General features: G+C 72.0%; 16 protein-coding genes. 6 read left to right on the plus strand and 10 right to left on the minus strand.

Annotation, left to right across the window (positions count from 1 at the left end; translation table 11 throughout):
- Nucleotide 1: 1 nt before the first annotated feature.
- The 8 genes from rbsK to CFK41_RS04780 form a co-directional block, all read right to left on the minus strand.
- A complete protein-coding gene (gene rbsK / locus CFK41_RS04745; RefSeq protein ID WP_096798634.1) occupies nucleotides 2-904 on the minus strand; it encodes a ribokinase in 903 nt (300 codons plus the stop codon).
- 1 nt (nucleotide 905) lies between these two features.
- On the minus strand, nucleotides 906-1,946 hold the full coding sequence (locus CFK41_RS04750; protein WP_096798635.1) for an aldose 1-epimerase family protein: 1,041 nt from the start codon (nucleotides 1,944-1,946) through the stop codon (nucleotides 906-908).
- 1 nt (nucleotide 1,947) lies between these two features.
- Nucleotides 1,948-3,354, minus strand: coding sequence for an L-fucose:H+ symporter permease (gene fucP, locus CFK41_RS04755; RefSeq protein WP_096800938.1), 1,407 nt, complete (start codon nucleotides 3,352-3,354; stop codon nucleotides 1,948-1,950).
- A gap of 5 nt (nucleotides 3,355-3,359) precedes the next feature.
- Nucleotides 3,360-4,001: a deoxyribose-phosphate aldolase gene (deoC, locus tag CFK41_RS04760; protein ID WP_096798636.1), complete on the minus strand. Its 642-nt coding sequence runs from the start codon at nucleotides 3,999-4,001 to the stop codon at nucleotides 3,360-3,362.
- A gap of 89 nt (nucleotides 4,002-4,090) precedes the next feature.
- Nucleotides 4,091-5,038 carry a sugar-binding transcriptional regulator gene (locus CFK41_RS04765; RefSeq protein ID WP_096798637.1) on the minus strand — a complete coding sequence of 316 codons (948 nt, stop codon included), beginning with the start codon at nucleotides 5,036-5,038 and terminating at the stop codon, nucleotides 4,091-4,093.
- Between the two features lie 9 nt (nucleotides 5,039-5,047).
- Entirely contained in the window at nucleotides 5,048-7,375 is a 2,328-nt protein-coding gene (gene purL / locus CFK41_RS04770) for a phosphoribosylformylglycinamidine synthase subunit PurL (protein WP_096798638.1), read from the minus strand.
- Nucleotides 7,376-7,560: 185 nt separating this feature from the next.
- Nucleotides 7,561-9,738, minus strand: coding sequence for an acyl-CoA dehydrogenase family protein (locus CFK41_RS04775; protein ID WP_096798639.1), 2,178 nt, complete (start codon nucleotides 9,736-9,738; stop codon nucleotides 7,561-7,563).
- Entirely contained in the window at nucleotides 9,735-10,274 is a 540-nt protein-coding gene (locus tag CFK41_RS04780) for a TetR/AcrR family transcriptional regulator (RefSeq protein WP_407641147.1), read from the minus strand. The genes CFK41_RS04775 and CFK41_RS04780 overlap by 4 nt, the downstream gene beginning before the upstream one ends.
- Nucleotides 10,275-10,573: 299 nt before the next feature.
- Between CFK41_RS04780 and CFK41_RS04785 the strand changes: the two genes are divergently transcribed.
- The 3 genes from CFK41_RS04785 to CFK41_RS04795 all read left to right on the plus strand — a co-directional run bounded on the left by CFK41_RS04785 (nucleotide 10,574) and on the right by CFK41_RS04795 (nucleotide 14,311).
- Entirely contained in the window at nucleotides 10,574-11,896 is a 1,323-nt protein-coding gene (locus CFK41_RS04785; RefSeq protein WP_096798641.1) for an acetyl-CoA C-acetyltransferase, read from the plus strand.
- Between the two features lie 85 nt (nucleotides 11,897-11,981).
- Nucleotides 11,982-13,322: a 3-oxoacyl-ACP reductase gene (locus tag CFK41_RS04790; protein WP_096798642.1), complete on the plus strand. Its 1,341-nt coding sequence runs from the start codon at nucleotides 11,982-11,984 to the stop codon at nucleotides 13,320-13,322.
- 5 nt (nucleotides 13,323-13,327) lie between these two features.
- On the plus strand, nucleotides 13,328-14,311 hold the full coding sequence (locus CFK41_RS04795; RefSeq protein ID WP_096798643.1) for a MaoC/PaaZ C-terminal domain-containing protein: 984 nt from the start codon (nucleotides 13,328-13,330) through the stop codon (nucleotides 14,309-14,311).
- Between the two features lie 73 nt (nucleotides 14,312-14,384).
- On the opposite strand, the gene CFK41_RS04800 is transcribed toward CFK41_RS04795, so the two are convergent.
- Complete coding sequence (locus tag CFK41_RS04800; RefSeq protein ID WP_096798644.1) at nucleotides 14,385-15,359, minus strand: nucleoside hydrolase; 975 nt, start codon at nucleotides 15,357-15,359, stop codon at nucleotides 14,385-14,387.
- A 61-nt stretch (nucleotides 15,360-15,420) separates the two neighbouring features.
- Here CFK41_RS04800 and CFK41_RS04805 point away from each other — a divergent pair, with 61 nt between their 5' ends.
- The gene (locus CFK41_RS04805) at nucleotides 15,421-15,816 is read left to right on the plus strand and encodes an MmcQ/YjbR family DNA-binding protein (RefSeq protein WP_096798645.1); all 396 of its coding nucleotides are present in this window, start codon (nucleotides 15,421-15,423) and stop codon (nucleotides 15,814-15,816) included.
- Between the two features lie 34 nt (nucleotides 15,817-15,850).
- Nucleotides 15,851-16,684: a MerR family transcriptional regulator gene (locus CFK41_RS04810; protein ID WP_096798646.1), complete on the plus strand. Its 834-nt coding sequence runs from the start codon at nucleotides 15,851-15,853 to the stop codon at nucleotides 16,682-16,684.
- Nucleotides 16,685-16,741: 57 nt separating this feature from the next.
- Here CFK41_RS04810 and CFK41_RS04815 read toward each other — a convergent pair whose 3' ends face one another.
- Nucleotides 16,742-17,851: a serine hydrolase domain-containing protein gene (locus CFK41_RS04815; protein ID WP_096798647.1), complete on the minus strand. Its 1,110-nt coding sequence runs from the start codon at nucleotides 17,849-17,851 to the stop codon at nucleotides 16,742-16,744.
- 78 nt (nucleotides 17,852-17,929) lie between these two features.
- Between CFK41_RS04815 and CFK41_RS04820 the strand changes: the two genes are divergently transcribed.
- Nucleotides 17,930-18,976, plus strand: a complete 1,047-nt coding sequence (locus CFK41_RS04820; RefSeq protein WP_096798648.1) for a pirin family protein — start codon at nucleotides 17,930-17,932, stop codon at nucleotides 18,974-18,976.
- Nucleotides 18,977-18,980: the final 4 nt, after the last annotated feature.

Raw genomic sequence — 18,980 nt, forward strand, 5'->3', positions numbered from 1 at the left:
GTCAGGCCGGCTGCGACTCCTCGGCCCAGGCGTAGGAGGTCTGCGTGCCCTGCCGGGTGACCGAGTCGGCGGCGTAGGCGGTGCCGGCCCGCACGGCCGCGAGCACGTCGTCGGAGCCCACCCAGGTGGTGCTGAAGCATCCGATGAAGGCATCCCCTGCGCCGGTGGTGTCGAGGGCCTCCACGGTGGGAGCGTCCACGAGCTGCTGACCGCCCGCATGGGCCCAGAGCGCTCCGCGGGCTCCGAGCGTGACGATGACGTTGGCGATGCCGGCGGCGACCAGCACGTCCGTCGCCTTGGTGATGTCCTCGAGGCTCGCGACGGGCATGCCGGTGAGGAGCTCGAGCTCGGATTCATTGGGCACCAGGAACTCCACCCCGGAGATCCGGGTGAGGTCGAGCTCGGGGGAGGCGGGAGCGGGGTTGAGCAGCACGGGGATGCCGAGCTCCTCCCCGAGGGCGACCGCCGCGTAGACGGTCTCCAGAGGGATCTCGAGCTGCAGGACGATGAGGCTGCATCGGGCGATGTCCTCGCGGGCCCACTCGACGTCCTCCGGGGTCAGCAGCGCGTTGGCGCCCTTGACGATGATGATCGCGTTGTGGGACTCCGGATCGACGAAGATCGGGGCGACCCCCGAGGTGGCCTCGGTGCGCAGCACATGCTTCGTGCTGATGCCGTGGTCCTCGAAGTTCTTCAGCGTCGACTCGGCGAAGACGTCGTTCCCGACGCGCGTGACCATGACGATCTCAGCGCCGAGGCGGGCAGCCGCGATCGCCTGGTTGGCGCCCTTCCCCCCGCATCCCATGGCGAATCCGGGGGCCTCCACGGTCTCGCCCTCGGAGGGCATGCGGTGGATGTAGGAGATCAGGTCCACCATGTTGGACCCGATGACGGCGATCGACATGTCAGGAGTTCTCTTTCTCGTGGGAGGCGACCAGTCCGGTGGTCACCGAGTACTTCGCGCTGTGACCGGCCGGGAGGTCGATCAGGGTGCCGCTGCGCTGCGCGGCGAGCCGGCCCTCGGGGCGCGACGTGGCGGGGAGCACGAACGCCGCGACCTGCTGGTCGGGGTTCGACAGTATCCAGCGGGTGGCGGTGGGGAGCAGCGCGGGGTCGAACCGGGTGAGGAACTCGAAGTCCTCCGAGCTCCTCATCCGGAAGGTGAGGGGCCCGTCCCCGGTGGGGAGGTCGTCGGCGAAGAAGACGATCTCCGGATCGAAGTCCTCTGCGTCGACCAGGCTGTCGGCGTCGATGTCGCCGCTGCGCAGGCGCTCGTTCAGCCGTTCCCAGTGCGGGGTCGGGGTCACGTGCGCCGGGATGCTCTCCCGCAGGCGGAAGCCGCCCTCGGGGATCTCCTGGGTCATCGTCGCGCCCGGGAGGAACCGGTAGTTCAGATGGCACATGTACTGCAGGGGCATCGGCGCGTAGGAGGAGAGGTTGGTGACCTCGAGGTCGATGTCGAACAGCGCCGATCCGGCCCGCATCGTCACCGCGGGCACGGCGCGGTAGTGGTCGCCGAAGCCCATGACGTGCTCCCGCGTCGAGCGGATCGTGAGGGAGTCCTCGTCGAGGACGAGCTCGGCGGAGTCCATGTCGGCGCAGGCGAACTCCCCGTGCAGCGGATGGGTGTCCTCAGGGGAGGGGCAGCCGGCGGCGAGCAGGCCGGAGTGGAACGCGAAGCACCCGTAGGTCTCCACGATCTGCGAGACCTTCCGCGGCTCCTCGAACATGCTGCTCATCCGCAGCGACTCCCCGTCGAAGACGGCGTCCCAGATGATCTGGCCGAGGAAGGGCAGCACCTCCAGATGGCCGCGGGAGTTCCGGAGGGTCAGGGACTCGACGCCGGTGCGGTACCGGCGCGCGGTGACGGTCCACTCGCCGCCGGTGCACACCGTGCGCTCCGCCTCGCCGAAGTCCTCGCGTCGGAGCTCGAGGGTGAACGCCATGTCAGCGCACCTCCGCGGGGGCGGCGTCATCCTGTGCGACGCCGCGGCGGTACAGGTGGCCGAAGAACACGAGCACGGCGCCGAAGCAGAGCAGGTTCACCAGGAAGCTCAGCTGCATCGAGCCCAGCAGGTCCGAGACGAGGCCCTGGATCGCGGGGACCACGGCGCCGCCGATGATCGACATGACGATGATCGCCCCGCCGGTCTCGGTGAACCGCTTGTCCTCGATCACGTCGAGGTTCCGCGCGAAGATGGTCGCCCAGCACGGACCCAGCAGCGCCGAGGCCACGATCGCCGCGTACACCGCGGTGAAGCTCGGGACGAAGGCGACGTAGAGGATGGCGAGCAGGCCCAGGCTCGCGTAGCCCACCAGCACCAGGTCCGCATTCATCCGCGTCATGAGGATGTTGGCGACGAACTTGCCGATGAAGAAGGCGATGAACGCTGCGATCAGGTAGTTCGCCGCCGTGCGCTCGTTGACGCTCGGATCCATGTCCATCGCGAGGCGGATGGTGAAGGACCACAGGGCGGTCTGCATGCCCACGTAGAGGAACTGCGTGAGGATCCCGGCGCAGAACAGGCGGTTGCGCAGGAGATGCGAGAGGGTCTCGCCGATGGAGGCCTTGGCCTCGGTCGCGTCCTCGCGCAGCGGCTTGGAGTGCGGGTACTGGGTGATCGCGATGAGCACGATCAGCACCAGGAGCATCACCAGGATGAGCTTGTACGGGCCGAGGGTCCGCCCGAGGGCCTCGGAGGTGATCGCCATCCGTGCCGCCTCCGTGGGGGCGGCGGCGATCCGGGCGTGCAGCGCATCGCCGTCGGTGAAGACCAGGAACTTGCCCATCACCGCGCCGCCGAGGAAGCCGACGGCGGTGAAGGTCTGCGAGACGTTCAGGCGCAGGGTCGCCGTCGAGCGCTCGCCGATCATCGACGAGTACGTGTTCGCGGAGGTCTCCAGGAAGGAGAGGCCGATCGCGATCGAGAACAGCGAGCCGAGGAACACCGCGTACGTGGCGACCTGCGAGGCGGGGAAGAACAGCACGCAGCCCAGCACGTACACGCTCAGCCCGATGAGGAGGCCGGTCTTGTAGCTGGTGCGGCGGATGACCCGGCTGGCGGGGATCGCGAGGAGGAAGTATCCGCCGTAGAACGCGGACTGCACGAAGGCGGAGGCGAAGTCCGACAGGGTGAAGACGGCCTTGAACTGCGCGATGAGGATGTCGTTCATGCTCGCCGCCATGCCCCACATGGGGAAGCAGATCGACAGCAGGATGAACTGGAACCGCGGTGTGCGGTCCAGATAGCCGTCGCGGAGCTGACGGGAGCGGTCCTTGATGAGGCCCCAGGAGGTGTTGGCGACGCCCTCCTCCTGCGGTGCGGGACGGGGATCGGTGCTGGTGCTTGCCACGTCGCTCACCGTCCCAGCAGGGTCGCGCCGGCGGAGGCCCCGATCCGGTTCGCTCCGGCGGTGACCATGGCCTGGAACGCCTCGGCGGTGCGGATCCCGCCCGAGGCCTTCACCCCCAGTCGGTCGCCGACGGCGGCGCGCATCGCGGCGACCGCCTCGACGGTCGCCCCGCCGGCGGCGAAGCCGGTCGAGGTCTTCACGAAGCCGGCACCGGCCTGCTCGGAGGCCTCGCAGGCGCGGGTGATCTCGTCCTCGCTGAGGAGCGCCGTCTCGAGGATGACCTTGACCAGGGCGTCCCCGGCGGCCTCGACGACCGCCGCGATGTCGGCGCGGACAGCCTCCCAGTCGCCGTCCCTGACCGCTCCGAGCGAGAGGACCATGTCGATCTCGTCGGCGCCGTCGGCGACGGCGGCCGCGGTCTCCGCCGCCTTCACGGCGCTGAGGTGGGCCCCGGAGGGGAAGCCGACCACGGTGCACACCAGCGGGGGCTGTCCGGCGAGCTGCTCGGCCGCCTGGGCGACTCGGGTGGGGCTCACGCACACGGTGAGGAACCCGTCGTCGATGGCCTCTCGGCACAGTGCGGCGACCTGGTCCGCCGTGGCATCGGGGGCCAGCAGCGTGTGGTCGATCAATGATGCGTCGTTCACGTCAAACTCCTTTGTCCGGCCCTCAGTCAAGGCCCCGCAGAGGAGGAGGACAACGGAGAAACGGCACATATGTGCCAGTTCGGGGCGGGTCAGGCGTAGGCGGCGAGTGCCTCGGCGGTCTCCACATCGGTCACCAGATGGTTCGCATAGCGGTTCCCCAGAGCTGCGCGGATCACGGGGATCAGCTCGGTCCCGCAGGCCACGAGCACCGTGCGCTTGATCCGGCGCAGATCCGAGAGGGTCGGTCCGCTCACCCGCTGGCTGAGCGACGGCGCGACCACCCGCCCCTCGGCGTCGATGAACCGTCCGCAGATCCTGCCCACGGCCTGCTCGGCGACCAGTCCGCGCTCCTCCTCGCTCACCAGCGGAGATTCGCTGAGCGCCGAGGCGCTCGGCAGCCCGGCGTCGAACACCGCGATGTCGCAGTCCGCCTGCAGCGTGAGGATCCGTCGGGTCTGCGGGGAGGTCTCCGCCTCGAGGCGGGCCGCCACCGTCCGGTGCAGGATCGGCTCCTGCAGGGTGTGCAGCGGCAGATCCGTGCGGGCGGCGAAGGCGCTGAGCGCCGCATCCGGAGCGCCGTCCGGTCCCGCCCCGTCGAGCTGCACCAGGGCGTGGGGTCGCAGGCGCATCCGGACCATCGCCTCGAGCACCACCTGGCCGGCGCCCTCCCACCAGAAGCCCACCACGTCGCGATCGGAGGTGGCGTGGCTGTCGAGCATCTCCGCGGCCCCGGTCCCGAGCGCCCGCCGTCGGTCCATGGGGCCGCGGCCCACGGGCACCACGAGGCGGAGGTCGGTCAGCTCGTAGCGGTCCCGGAGCGTGGTCAGGAGCGTCTGGTCCGACTCCCGCGGATCGGCGACGACGGTGCGGACGAAGCGCTGCTCCCGGGCGCTGGCGAGCAGCTTCGAGACGTGCGGGCGCGACAGGTGCAGCGCCTCGGCGACGGCCTGCTGGGACATGCCGCCGAGGTAGTAGAGCTTCGCCGCATCCAGCGCGAGGCGCTGCCGTGGGGTCAGCTCACCGGGCCCCTGCCGCACCCCGCCTCATCAGCCGAAGTAGCGGGGCAGGGTGCCCTCGCGCAGCTCCCGCAGCTCGGACGCCGCGAAGCTGCCGACGCCCTCGATCGCCAGGGCGCTCCCCGTCGTGGCGCCGAGGCGCAGCACCGGCACCCCGTGCTCGTCGGCCAGGGCCGTGAGGCGCTCCTCGTGCCCGGCGGGGACGGCGACCAGCGCCCGGGCCTGGGACTCGGAGAACAGGGCGGAGGCGAGGTCCACGCCGTCGCGCTCGAGCAGGCTGGCGAGATCGACCTGCGCACCGGTGCCGAAGCGGGTCACGGACTCGACCAGCGCCTGGGCGAGGCCGCCCTCGGAGAGGTCGTGCGCCGAGGCGGCGAGGCCCTCGTCGGAGGAGGCGATGAGCACCGCGGCGAGCGAGCGCTCGGCCTCGAGGTCGACCTGCGGCGGCAGCCCGCCGAGGTGCTGGTGGACCACGTCGGCCCAGGCGGAGCCGGAGAGCTCCTCGCGGGTGGTGCCCAGCAGCAGCACCGAGAGGTCCTCGTCCTGCCAGCCGGAGGGCGTGCGACGGGCGACGTCCTCGAACACGCCGAGCACGCCGACCACGGGGGTCGGGTGGATCGCGGAATCGATCTTCCCGGGCTCGCCGGTGGAGTTGTACAGGGAGACGTTGCCGCCGGTGACGGGCACGCCCAGGGTCTCGCAGGCCTCGGCGAGGCCGCCGATCGCCTCGACCAGCTGCCACATCGGGCCCGGATCCTCCGGGGAGCCGAAGTTCAGGCAGTCCGTGATCGCGAGCGGCACGGCGCCGGAGGTGGCGACGTTCCGGTATGCCTCCGCCAGCGCGAGCTGGGCGCCGGTGCGGGGGTCGAGCTTGGTGTACCGGCCGTTGGAGTCCGTGGCGAGCGCGACGCCGCGTCCGGTCTCCTCGTCGACCCGCAGCACGCCGGCGTCGTCGGGCATGGCGAGCGCGGTGTTGCCGCCGACGTAGCGGTCGTACTGGTCGGTGATCCAGCCCTTCGAGGCGAGGTTCGGGGAGGCGATCAGCGTGCGCAGCGTCGCCGCGAGCTCCTCGGCGGTGCCGGGGCGGGAGAGGGCCTCGGCGGTGTCCGCCTGGAGGGCGTCCTGCCAGTCGGGGCGCGCGTAGGGGCGGTCGTAGACCGGGCTGTCGATCGCGACGGTGGCGGGGTCGACGTCCACGATGCGGTGGCCGTGGTGGTCGATGGTGAGGCGGCCGTCGCCGGTGACCTCGCCGATGACCGCGGCCTCGACGTCCCACTTCGCGGCGATCGCCTGGAACTCGGCGAGCTTGTCCGGGCTCACCACGGCCATCATGCGCTCCTGCGACTCGCTCATGAGGATCTCGCCGGCGTTCAGGGTGGGGTCGCGCAGCAGCACCTCCTCGAGGTGGATGTGCATGCCGGAGCCGCCGTTGGCGGCGAGCTCGCTGGTCGCGCAGGAGATGCCCGCGGCGCCCAGGTCCTGGATGCCTGCGACGGTGCCGGCCGCATACAGCTCGAGGCAGCACTCGATGAGGACCTTCTCCATGAAGGGGTCGCCCACCTGGACGCTCGGGCGCTTGACCGGGCCGTCCTCCTCGAAGGTCTCCGAGGCGAGGATGGAGGCGCCGCCGATGCCGTCGCCGCCCGTGCGGGCGCCGAAGAGGACCACCTTGTTGCCGGCGCCGGTCGCGGCGCCGTGGCGGATGTCCTCATGGCGCATCACGCCCATGGCGAGAGCGTTGACGAGCGGGTTGGTCTGGTAGGCGGCGTCGAAGACGGTCTCGCCGCCGATGTTCGGCAGGCCGAGGGAGTTCCCGTAGCCGCCCACGCCGGAGACCACGCCGTGGACCACGCGCTGGGTGTCGGGGTGGTCGATCGCGCCGAAGCGGAGCTGGTCCATGACGGCGACGGGGCGCGCGCCCATGGAGATGATGTCGCGGACGATGCCGCCCACGCCGGTCGCGGCACCCTGGTAGGGCTCCACGTAGGAGGGGTGGTTGTGGGACTCGACCTTGAAGGTGACCGCCCAGCCGTCGCCGATGTCGACCACGCCGGCGTCCTCGCCCATGCCCACCAGGAGCTTCTCGCGCATCTTCTCGGTGGTGTGCTTTCCGAAGGTGCGCAGGTGCTTCTTGGAGGACTTGTAGGAGCAGTGCTCCGACCACATCACCGAGTACATGGCGAGCTCCGCGTTGGTGGGGCGGCGCCCCAGCAGCTGGCGAATGTTCTCGTACTCGTCCGCCTTCAGGCCGAGCTCCGCGAAGGGCTGGGCCTGGTCGGGGGTCGCGGCGGCGTGATCGACCGTGTCGACCTCCGCGGCCGGTGCCTGCGAGGGGGCGGGGGCGTTCTCAGCGGTCATCGCGGGTTCGGGTCCGTTCGTCACGAGGGCTGGGGGAGCGGCGGGCCGACGGGCCCGACGCGCTCCTCCCAGTCTACGAGCGAGCGACGGGGTGGGGCGCGCCGAGGCGTCTGGTGAGACCAAGGCGGCACCCGCTCCGCCTGCACCCGTCCGCTCCCTCCTGCGCGGAGGGAGCGGGCGGGTGCTCAGCGCCGGGTGTCGCGCTTCCCGTCGCGCCGGGCCTCTGCGCGGCGGGCCCGCTTCTCCTGGTCGCGCAGCGTCTTCTCGCTGACCGGGGAGTCGCTGCTGGCCCGCTGCGCACGGAAGTACGCCGCCGCCTCGTCCTGACGCTCCTGCTCGCCGCCGAGCGCGATCGGGGCGCGCACGTGACCGGGCCGCACATCGAACGCTGCGACCAGGTCGAGGACATGGGGGCGCAGGCGCCACAGCAGCCGGCGCAGGTCGCTCTCGATCTGGCGGCCGCGCTGCGTGGAGATCATGCCGCCGAGCAGGAACCAGGCCAGGTCGTCGTTGATCGCGGTGAGTCCGAAGAGGTCGCGCACGTCGGTGAGCACGGCACGGGAACCCTCGGCGCCGGGACCCTCGAGCGCCTCGATGCCGGCCGTGAAGGCGCGCCAGCGGACCAGGTCGGCGTGGGCGCGCGCGGCGTCCAGCATCTCCACCTGGTGCTTGTTGACCTCGGAGGCGGCGTCGGCCGGGCTCATCCGTGCGGCGCCGCGCAGGGCGAGCGCGACCTCCTCGACCTTGACGCGGGCGCGGTCGGCGAGCATCTCCTCCTGGAAATCGGACTGGCGCATCGAGTCGAAGGCCCGACGGGAGTTGCCGCGGTCGGCGACGCTCTGGCCGAGACGGGCCCACGGGGTGTGGCGCTTGGCGAGCACCTCGGCGCGCTGGGCGATGAAGCGGCCGATCCCGGCCCGGTCCACGGTGCGCAGCTCATCGGTGTAGTCGGAGAGCAGCCGCTTGGCGACCAGCTGCAGCAGGACGGTGTTGTCGCCCTCGAAGGTCGCGTACACGTCGAGATCCTGGTGCAGACCCACCAGCTGGTTCTCGGCCATGAAGCCCGCGCCCCCGCAGGCCTCGCGGCACTCCTGGATGGTGTCCAGCGCGAGGCGGGTCGAGGTCGGCTTGAGGGTCGCGGCGAGCGTCTCGAGGTCCTCCCGCGATTCGGGATCGTCCTCCCGGCCGGAGAAGACGTCGTCGAACGCCTGCAGCAGCTGCTCGTGGGCGAAGGCGCCCGCATAGGTGGCTGCGAGCTTCGGCAGCAGGCGCTGCAGATGCGCCTGGTAGTCCATCAGCACCGTCTCCCGGGTGGGGTCCGCGGCGCTGAACTGGCGGCGCTGGGTGGCATAGGTGATTGCGATGTGCAGCGCCAGCTCACTGGCGCGGATCGCCGAGCCGTCCAGGGAGACCCGGCCCTGCACGAGCGTGCCGAGCATGGTGAAGAAGCGTCGTCCCGGGGACTCGATGGGCGAGGAGTAGGTGCCGTCGGGTGCCACATCGCCGTAGCGGTTGAGCAGGTTGGTGCGCGGGACGCGCACGTGGTCGAAGGCGAGACGGCCGTTGTCGATGCCGTTCAGGCCGCCCTTCTCGCCGTCGTCCTCGCTCGAGACGCCCGGGAGCAGGTTCCCCTCGGCGTCGCGGACGGGCACGTAGAAGCAGTGCACGCCGTGGTCGACGCCCCGGGTGATCAGTCGGGCGAACAGCGTCGCCGCCCGCGCGTGGATCGCCGCGTTGCCCAGGAAGTCCTTCCAGGCGGCGCGGAAGGGCGTGTTGATCACCCATTCGCCGTCCTCCCCGCCGTCGGGGTCGAAGGTGGCGGTGGTGGCGAGGGACTGCACGTCGGAGCCGTGGCCGATCTCCGTCATGGCGAAGGCGCCGGGCGTCTCCAGGCTCATGGCGGCGGGCACCCAGGCCCGCTGCTGCTCCTCGCTGCCGAGCTGGATGATCGCGGAGGTGTAGAGCCCCCACTGCACACCGGCTTTGATCTGCAGCGAGGGGTCGGCGACGACCAGCTCCTCGAAGCCGGCGACGTTGGCCCCGTTGTCGTTGGGGCCGCCCAGGTGCTCGGGCAGCATCGGTCGGGAGACGTCGTCCTCGACCAGGACCTTGAGCTGCTCGAAGACGCGCTCGCGATGTTCGGCGACGGTGGCGTCCATCGGGCGATGCAGCTCGGGGCGGGTGGCGCGCTCACGGGCGGCGAGCCGGGCGTCGGCCCATCGGCCCAGCAGGGCCTCGGAGACCAGCTCGACGTCGAGGTGGTCGGACCCGCCGGGAAGCACCGGGATGGGTCCGGTGGGGTCGGCGAGGACCGGTGCGGGAGAGGGCGCTGAGGTGGGCGTGGTGCGGGAATCGGTGGTCATGCGTGCAGTCCCTTCATGAGCCAGGTGACCAGATGGGTCACCAGCTGGTCGGCGGAGAGCGGAGCGGGTCGGGCGTCGTTCGTCGGGAGCCCGGTCTCGGAGGCCGACGGGTCCTCGCCGGCCTCCCGGGTCTCGAAGTCGGTCATCCAGGTGTCGACCGCCCGCTCGACGAAGCCCACGGCGCCGTGGGCCCAGACCTGCGGAGCGGGGATCTCGGCGGGCAGGAAGGTCGTCACCAGGCGGGAGACGGCCGCGAGGAAGTGGTTCAGGCCGTCGCTGGGGCGGGTCACGAAGCGGTACACCCCGGGGGAGCGCTGGGCGGTCTCGACGTAGGCGCGGATCATCGCGTGGATGCGCTCGTCGGCCCCGGCCTCGCGGCCGATGCTCGTCTCCAGGGCGCGGATCTCCTCGAGGAGCTTGGCGTGCATCGTGGAGAGGATGCTGCGGCCCAGCTCGCGCTGGAGGTGCGCCTTGTCCTCGAAGTAGCGGTAGACGATGGACTTCGAGGTGCCGGAGGCCGCGGCGATGTCCTCCATCGTCACGTCCGGCCCCTGCTCATGGATGAGGTGCCTGGCCACATCGAGCAGCTCGGCACGTCTCTCTGCCCGGTGGCGGGCCCAACGTGCTGATCGGCCGTCCACGGGGGCTTGCGTCGTCGCGTTCACGGAACCTAGGGTATCAAGTACCGTCGGTTCTATGTAAAGTCCTCTGCAGGACCGAAGCCCGCCGGACCGACGATCCGGCGGCATCCGAACCCCTGACGTCTCCATGACCCGTAGTCCCCTGACACGCAGTGACCACGAAGAACAGCAGTGACCACGAAGAGGTGCACCCAGTGACCCATACCGACTTCCCGCGCGACGCCCTCATCCTCGGCGGCAACAGGATCCCCTTCGCCCGCTCCGGTGGACCCTATGCCGGGATCTCCAACCAGGACATGCTCACCGCTGCGCTCGACGGCCTCGTGGCCCGCTTCGGCCTGCAGGGCGAGAAGCTCGGCGAGATCGCCGGCGGCGCCGTGCTGAAGCTCGCCGGGGACCTCAACCTCACCCGCGAGAGCGCGCTGAGCACCCCGCTGGACCCGCGCACCCCCACGATCGACATGTCCAAGGCGTGCGCCACCAGCCTCGAGACCGTCATCCACGTCTCCAACCGCATCCAGCTGGGGCAGATCGACTCCGGCATCGCCTGCGGCGTGGACTCCGCCTCGGACTCCCCGATCGAGGTGACCCCGCGACTGCGCCGGATCCTCCACCGCGCCTTCGCCGCGAAGACCGCGATGCAGCGCGTCACGGCGCTCTCCGCGATCCGCCCGGCCGACCTCGCGCCGGTCCCGCCGCGCAACGGCGAGCCCCGCACCGGGCTCTCGATGGGCGAGCACCAGGCCCAGACCACCGCCGAATGGGGCGTCACCCGCCAGGAGCAGGACGAGCTCGCCCTCGCCTCGCACCAGAAGCTCGGCGCCGCCTACGACGCCGGCTTCTTCGACGACCTGGTCACCGGCTACCGCGGCCTGTCCCGCGACCAGAACCTGCGCTCCGACTCCACGCTCGAGAAGCTCGGCTCGCTCAAGCCCGTCTTCGGCGTGAAGTCCCCGCAGGTCGCCGAGCCGAGCATGACCGCCGGGAACTCGACCCCGCTCTCCGACGGCGCCTCCTCGGTGCTCATGGGCAGCGCGGAGTGGGCCCACGAGCACGGACTGACCCCGCTGGCCCGTGTGGTCGATGCCCGCAGCGCCGCCGTCGACTTCGCCCACGGCGCGGAGGGGCTGCTGATGGCCCCCGCCTATGCGGTGCCCGAGCTGCTCGACGCCAACGGCCTGGCACTGCAGGACCTCGACTTCTACGAGATCCATGAGGCCTTCGCCTCCACGGTGCTCACCACCCTGAAGGCGTGGGAGTCCGAGGAGTTCTGCCGCGAGCGGCTGGGTCGCGGGGGCGCGCTGGGCAGCATCGACCGCGACAAGCTCAACGTCGCCGGGTCCTCCCTCGCCGCGGGACACCCCTTCGCCGCCACCGGCGGTCGACTGGTCGCGACCCTGGCCAAGCTCCTGCACCAGCGGGCGCTCGAGACCGGGATCGTCCAGCGCGGCCTGATCTCGGTGTGCGCCGCCGCCGGGCAGGGAACCGTCGTGCTGCTCGAGTCCGTCACCGATTGACCCTCGCCCGCAGCCCGCCACAGACACCCCACAGCGCGCGGACGCCCGGACCGTCCCGCGATCGCATCCCGACCAGGAGGTCCCCATGACCGATGCCTACACCCGCTTCGTCCGCTCCGCCCCGGGCGGAGCCCTGGCCAAGCAGCTGGGCCTGCCCCGACCCTCCCGGCTGCTGCGCCGTGAGGACCGTCCCGAGCCGGTGCTCGGCCCGGTCGTGGTGCTCGGCGCCTCCGACGGCGCCGACAGGGTCGCCCACCTCCTGCTGGAGGAGGGCGCCGACGTGCGCCGTCGCTTCGAGGAGATCCGACGCGTCGGCTCGGTGATCGTGGTGCTCGACGAGATCTCCACCCCGGCGGAGATCGGCCCGATCGTGCTGTCGCTCGCCGGAGCGATGCGCACGCTCGCCCCGGGCGCGAGGGTGGTCACGATCTCCCGACCCGCCGACGACTCCGACCCCGCCCAGGCCGCCGCCCGCGGCGGCGTCGAGGGCTTCCTGCGCTCCCTCGCCCACGAGATGCGCGGCGGCGGCACCGCCAACGGGATCCTCGTCGAGGACGGGACCCCGCTGGACGCCCCGGGCGCCCTCGGAGCCCTGCGGTTCCTCCTCTCCGCGCGCAGCGCCTTCATCACCGGCCAGTTCCTCACCGTCTCCAGCGCGGCGGGCAGTGCGACGGAGAACCGCTCGCTGCCGCTGGCCGGTCGCACGGCGCTGGTGACCGGTGCGGCCCGCGGGATCGGCGCGGCGATCGCGCGCACCCTCGCGGCCGACGGCGCCCGGCTCGTGGTGCTGGACGTCCCCGGCGCCGGCACGGAGCTCTCGCGCCTGGCCAACGAGCTGCGCGCGGTGCCGATCCAGCTCGACGTCACCTCCGCCGGAGCGGGGGAGCGGCTGGTCGCCTTCCTCCGTGAACGGGGCCTGACCCTGGACGCGGTGGTGCTGAACGCCGGCATCACGCGCGACAAGCTGCTGGCCAACATGACCCCCGACCGCTGGGACCCGGTGCTCGCGGTGAACATCTCCAGCCAGATCACCCTCACCGAGGCGCTGATCGAGGCCGGGGACGTGCTCGGCGCCACGCCGCGCGTCGTCTCCCTGGCCTCCACCAGCGGCATCGCGGGCAACCGCGGGCAGACGAACTACGCGACCTCCAAGGCCGGGGTGATCGCGTTCGTCGGGGCGCTCGCCGCCCGGCTCGAGGCCCTCGGCGGCACCGCCAACGCGGTCGCCCCCGGGTTCATCGAGACCGAGATGACCGCGAAGATGCCCGCCCTGACCCGCGAGGTGGCCCGCCGCCTGAACTCCCTCCAGCAGGGAGGCCTGCCGGTCGACGTCGCCGAGGCGATCTCCTTCCTCTGCTCCGACGAGGCCGGAGGCATCCGCGGCGAGACCCTGCGCGTGTGCGGCCAGAACATGGTGGGGAGGTGAGCGGCATGGCACGCAGCTCCGCCGACGCCCGCACTGCTCCCGGGCGCGCCGAGGGGACGATCGGCGAGGAGAGGATCACCGACCTCTCCGACGTCCCCTCGTTCCCCGCGATCTACGCCGCGGCCCTCGACCCGCGCTCCGCCAGAGGCCGGCGGGGCGGCACCGGCGGGCCCATCCTCCCGCAGGTCGCCTATCGGGTGCGGAAGGTGCGGATCGACGCCGAGCGCTCTCGCGACTTCGACCATCTGATGGGCGGTCCGGCCACCGACCTGGTCCACCCCGGCGTGCTCCATGTGCTCGCCTTCCCGGTCTCGCTGGCGCTGATGGCCCGGCGCGACTTCCCCTTCGCCCTGCTGGGCCTGGTGCACCTGCGCAACCGGATCCTCCAGCACCGCGCGGTGCAGGTCGGCGAGCTGGTCGACGTCGAATGCCGGGTGCGGGATCTGCGCCCCCATCGCAAGGGCCGCACCTTCGAGGCGGTCTCCACGATCCTCGGCGAGGACGGCGAGATCATCGCCACCGACGTGTCGACCTACCTCGTGCGAGGCGGCGGCGAGCCGGGTGCGGGGGAGTCCTCGGGCACCTCCCCGTCGGCCACCGAGGAGCGGCGCGAGTTCGAGCCGCCTCGGCCCTCGGGCCGCTGGTCGCTGCCGGCCGATGCGGGTCGTCGCTACGCCGCGGTCTCCGGCGACGTCAACCCGATCCATCTCTCCGCGCTCAGCGCGAGGGCGTTCGGGTTCCCGCGGGCCATCGCGCACGGGATGTACACCGCCTCGCGCGCCTTCACCGAGTCCCGGGTGGACCTCTCGCGGCCATTGCGCTGGGACGTCTCCTTCGACGCCCCGGTGACGCTTCCCGGCTCCGTGCTCGTCTCCTACGAGGACGATGCCGCGGCGGGATCGGTCACCTGCACCGGCTGGCGCGCCTCGCGCGGCGAGAAGGGCTCGCGCCGCTGCTTCACGGTCGAGGTCACCACGCTCGAGCGGTGAGCGGTGGCGCCCCGGGGCGCCTCAACGGCCCCGGGGCGGCGCGGCGGCTCGCGTCGCCGCGGTCGACCCGCGCTCAGGCCGTCGCGGAACGTGCGAGCCCGGCCTCCAGGGTCGCCAGCAGATGCTCGACGAACTCCGCGGCGCGCACCTCGGTGAGCACATCGAGGTTCGGCTCCCTGCCCCAGCGGCCCAGCTCGTCGCCGACCGTCTGGCCCCGGGTCAGGGTGCCTGCCAGCTCGACGTCCACCGCGAGCGGGCGGGTGCTCGCGAAGTCGCCGGTCACGGCGTGCGCGGCGACGAGCGGGTCGTGCACGTGCGCCATCCAGCCGAAGCCGTCGGCCTCATGGAACTCGAAGTAGAAGCGCAGTGCATCGCCGAGGATCGTGGCCACCGGGTGGCCGGTGCGCGCCGCGAGGGCGACGATCCGGTCCAGGGTGCCCTGGGTGAAGCGGACGGCCTCGGTCGCCTCGAGCGAGCCCATCACCGGTCGCTGCGCGGCCCCGGTGAAAGCGGTGATCACCTGCTGAGCCGCCTCGGGGTCCACGGCGATGTTCCACTCGCTGGTGGGGCCGGTGTTGCCGCGGTGGTTGATCGCTCCGCCCATGACGTGCAGCCGCTTCAGCAGCCGTGGCAGCTCGGGCTCGATCTCGAGCGCCAGGGCCAGGTTCGTGTGTGGGCCCAGCACCAGGCCCACCAGCTCACCGGGTCGCTCCCGGACCAGATCCACCCACAGCTGTGCTCCGCTGCGGGGATCGCCGGCGCCGGTCTGAGCGGGCGGCACCGCATGGCCGAGACCTCCCGGGCCGTGGGTGTCATCGGCGTACATCGGCTCCTGCACCAGCGGCCGATCCGCACCACGCGCGATCGGCGCGGCGATCCCCAGCAGCTTGGCGAGGACCAGGTTGTTGCGGTGCACGATCTCGACCTCGACGTTGCCGCCCGTGGAGACGATGCCCGCGATCTCGGCGTCGGCGTGCGTGGAGAGATAGGTCAGGGCGATCGCGTCATCGATCCCCGTGTCGCAGTCGACCAGCAGCGGAATGCTCATCCGCCCAGCCTACGGCGGCGCGGCCCTGGCCCCGTGACCGGGCGCGGGGGAGGATGCTCCCATGGCGCATCCGAAGATGTTCGACGACGACGATCCGGTGCTCGAGCTCGTGCGGTCGATCGCCCTCGCCCTGCCGGGGGCGCAGGAGAAGATCAGCCACGGCCGGCCCGCCTTCCACACCGTGAAGGTCCACTGCTACTACGGCGGCTCGGTGAAGGCGGGCGGGGAGTGGATCGCGCACGAGCAGTCGGTGCTGCTGCATCTCCCCGCGGCGGAGACCCGCGCGCTCGCCGAGGACCCGCGCGGCTTCCTCCCCGCCTACCTCGGACCCTCCGGCTGGATCGGGCTGGACCTCGACGAGCGCACCGAGCAGGACGAGCTCGCCGAGCTGATCGAGGAGTCCTATCGCACGGTCGCCCCGAAGCGGCTGATCGCCCGGCTCGAGGATCCCGCTTGACCCTCACGCGACGTCAGGGAGGACGGTACTTCCCATGACCGAGAACGCAGAGCACCAGGATCTCACCGTGGGACAGGACCTCACCGTGGGGCGCGTCGCCGACCTGGTCGGCGTGAGCGTCCGCACCCTGCACCACTGGGACGGCATCGGACTGGTGCGCCCCGGTGGGCGCACATGGTCCGGCTACCGGCTCTACGACGCCGAGGACGTGGCCCGGATCCACCGGGTGCTCGTCTATCGCGAGCTCGGTCTGGCGCTCGCGGAGATCGGGCGGATCCTCGATGATCCGTCGGTCGATCCCCGCGAGCACCTCCGCCGCCAGAAGGACCTGCTCACCGAGCGGATCCGGCGGCTCGAGAGGACGGCACGCGCCGTCGACGAGATGATCGAGAGGACCGACATGACACAGGACGACGCCACCACCCTGAGCCCCGAGGAGCAGGCCCGCATCTTCGGCGCCGACTGGGACCCCGCCTACCAGGACGAGGCCCGCGAGCGCTGGGGGCGCACCGAGGCCTGGGCGCAGTCCGCCGCGCGCAGCACCGGCCGCGGCGCCGAGGACTGGCAGGCGATCAAGGACGAGATCGATGCGGTCGAGTCCGCGCTCGCCGACGCCCTCGCCCGGGACGTCGCCCCGGGCAGCGCGGAGGCGAACGCCCTGGCCGAGCGCCACCGCGCCACCATCACCCAGCACTACGACTGCACCCACGGGATGCACGTCGTGCTGGCGAGGATGTACACCGAGGATCCGCGCTTCGCCGCGCACTACGACGAGCGGGCGGGCGGCCTCGCCACCTGGCTCCGGACGGTGATCGAGGAGAACGCCCGCGCCCACGGCATCGATCCCGCGACCGCCGCCTGGGAGTGAGGGCGGGGAGCACCACGGGGCGGGCTCGGCGAGGATCTCGCCGGGCCCGCCCCGTCCTCAGGCGGTGAGCTCGCCGAACTCCTCGAGCAGCGGGAAGATCCTCGGGCCCATCTCGACCTGGGTGAGCAGCAGGCCCAGGGTCCCGTCGGGGTCGACGTAGAAGTCGGTGCCCGCTCCGCCGGACCAGCCCCAGCGGCCGCGATGGGGACCGTCGGCCACCACGCACACCCCGAAGCCCCACCCGGTGCTCTCCCAGAACCCCGGGAAGAAGGAGTCCGGCTGCTTGGCGCCGGCGGGCACCTGATCGGTGCTCAGCATCGTCAGGTGCTCGGCGCTCACCAGCTCCCCGTCGCGGAGGGCGAGGAGGAAGCGCAGGTAGTCCGGCGCGGTGGAGAGCAGCTCGCTGTGGGACATGTCGTAGGGCGGGGCGCCCACGTGGAAGCCGCCGCCGACGGGCTCGCGCTCGACCAGCTCCTCGCCCTCGGCCCCGTACGCGGCCGGCAGCCGGTGCGCCTTCTCGCGCGGCACCGAGCTGCCGGTGTCCGGCATGCCCAGCGGATCGAACAGCGTGCGGCGGAGATGGGCCTCCAGGCTCTCGCCGGTCAGCCGCGAGAGCAGCACGCCGAGCAGCCCGAAGGAGTGGTGATAGCGCCACACCGTGCCCGGCTGGCCCACCAGCGGCAGCTCGGCGAGCGCGGCGAGCCAGTCATCGGCGCCGAGGCTCGGCGGCAGCGGCCCGGCCTCGGTGGCGTTCGCGGCCATGGCCTGCTGGAGGGGGCTCTCGGTGAGGATCATCCCGTACCCGGAGGTGCAGGTGAGCAGGTGACGCACGGTGATCGGGCCGTCGGCCGGGACGGTGTCCTCGAGGTCGGAGCCGGGCGTGCGCAGCACCTGCGGCGCGGCGAGCTCCGGCAGCCAGGTCCCCACGGCGGAGTCGAGTTCGAGCTCGCCCTGCTCGATGAGCCGCAGCGTCGCCACGGCGGTGACCAGCTTCGTCATGGACTGGATGCGGATGATCGCGTCGGCCGGCATCGTCGGGCCGTCCACGGCCATCGACCCGGCGGCGATCGGCACCGGATCGTGGCCGTACGCGATCACGGCTCCGGGGACGGTGCCCGCCTCGACGGCGCGGGCGAGGAGGGCGGCGGCGGGCGTCTGCTCGGACATGCGCTCAGAGTAGGGCGGGCGGTGCCGGACCACCAGAGCGCCCCGGCGGCGACGGAGGATCCTCTCTACACTCGCCCCATGAGCGCCTTCGAAGAATTCGTGCTGCTGGAGCCCCGCGAGGTTCCGCTCGGAGGCCCGCGCGGCATGACCGTGCACCGCACCCTCCCCGCGAAGCGGACCTCGCTCATCGGCGCCTGGTGCTTCGTGGACCATTTCGGCCCTGACGACGTCTCCGGCTCCGACGGGATGCAGGTGCCCCGGCACCCGCACACCGGCCTCGCGACCGTGTCGTGGCTGTTCGAGGGCGCGATCACGCACCGCGACTCGCTGGGCAGCCACGCCTTGGTGCGGCCCGGCGACGTGGACATCATGGTCGCCGGCTCCGGCATCACCCACTCGGAGTACTCCGTCCCCGACACCACGATCCTGCACGGCGTCCAGCTCTGGTACGCCCTGCCGGACCGCACCCGCTTCCGTGACCAGGCCTTCCAGGTCTCCACCCCGCCCGAGATCGGGACCGACGCGGTGCGTGCCCGTGTGGGTCTCGGCGGCCTCCGCGCCACCCTCGAGGACGGCACCGTGCTCGAGGACCGCAGCGAGGTCGAGACCGACACCCCGCTCGGCATGGTCCAGCTGGACCTGCGCGCCGGCACCACCGTGCGCCTCGACCTCGAGCCCGGGCACGAGCACGGCCTGCTCGTGGATCGCGGCGCCGCCCGGCTCCGGGCCGGCGTGAGCACGGCGGAGATCGCGCAGCGGGAGCTGATGGTGCTGCCCGACGGCGTCTCGCAGCTGGAGATCCGTGCGGCCGACGGCGAGGACCTCCGCGCGATGCTGCTCTCCGGGGAGCCGCTGGGCGAGGACATCATCATGTGGTGGAACTTCGTGGGTCGCACTCACGAGGAGATCGCCGCGTTCCGGGCCCGCTACCAGGCCGAGATCGGTGCGGAGGGTACGCTCGCGGAGGCTCCGATCCACCCGGACGCCAGGGCGCGCGGCGGCCTCGCCGCCGATGCCGAGCAGTTCGGCCCCTTCGCCCCGCACACCCCCGCGGCCCTGCCCGCCCCCACGCTCCCGAACGGCCACCTGCGCTCGCGCGGCCGGATCGGACTCCCGAAGGACTGAACCC

The sequence above is a fragment of the Brachybacterium ginsengisoli genome (genome assembly GCF_002407065.1).
Lineage (GTDB): Bacteria > Actinomycetota > Actinomycetes > Actinomycetales > Dermabacteraceae > Brachybacterium > Brachybacterium ginsengisoli.

Excerpts from the sequence above, each read along its gene's own strand:
- rbsK (WP_096798634.1), bottom strand. The coding sequence starts at position 904 with ATGTCGATCGCCGTCATCGGGTCCAACATGGTGGACCTGATCTCCTAC.
- CFK41_RS04750 (WP_096798635.1), bottom strand. The coding sequence starts at position 1,946 with ATGGCGTTCACCCTCGAGCTCCGACGCGAGGACTTCGGCGAGGCGGAG.
- purL (WP_096798638.1), bottom strand. The coding sequence starts at position 7,375 with ATGACCGCTGAGAACGCCCCCGCCCCCTCGCAGGCACCGGCCGCGGAG.
- CFK41_RS04775 (WP_096798639.1), bottom strand. The coding sequence starts at position 9,738 with ATGACCACCGATTCCCGCACCACGCCCACCTCAGCGCCCTCTCCCGCA.
- CFK41_RS04780 (WP_407641147.1), bottom strand. The coding sequence starts at position 10,274 with ATGGAGGACATCGCCGCGGCCTCCGGCACCTCGAAGTCCATCGTCTAC.
- CFK41_RS04790 (WP_096798642.1), top strand. The coding sequence starts at position 11,982 with ATGACCGATGCCTACACCCGCTTCGTCCGCTCCGCCCCGGGCGGAGCC.
- CFK41_RS04795 (WP_096798643.1), top strand. The coding sequence starts at position 13,328 with ATGGCACGCAGCTCCGCCGACGCCCGCACTGCTCCCGGGCGCGCCGAG.
- CFK41_RS04800 (WP_096798644.1), bottom strand. The coding sequence starts at position 15,359 with ATGAGCATTCCGCTGCTGGTCGACTGCGACACGGGGATCGATGACGCG.
- CFK41_RS04805 (WP_096798645.1), top strand. The coding sequence starts at position 15,421 with ATGGCGCATCCGAAGATGTTCGACGACGACGATCCGGTGCTCGAGCTC.
- CFK41_RS04810 (WP_096798646.1), top strand. The coding sequence starts at position 15,851 with ATGACCGAGAACGCAGAGCACCAGGATCTCACCGTGGGACAGGACCTC.
- CFK41_RS04815 (WP_096798647.1), bottom strand. The coding sequence starts at position 17,851 with ATGTCCGAGCAGACGCCCGCCGCCGCCCTCCTCGCCCGCGCCGTCGAG.
- CFK41_RS04820 (WP_096798648.1), top strand. The coding sequence starts at position 17,930 with ATGAGCGCCTTCGAAGAATTCGTGCTGCTGGAGCCCCGCGAGGTTCCG.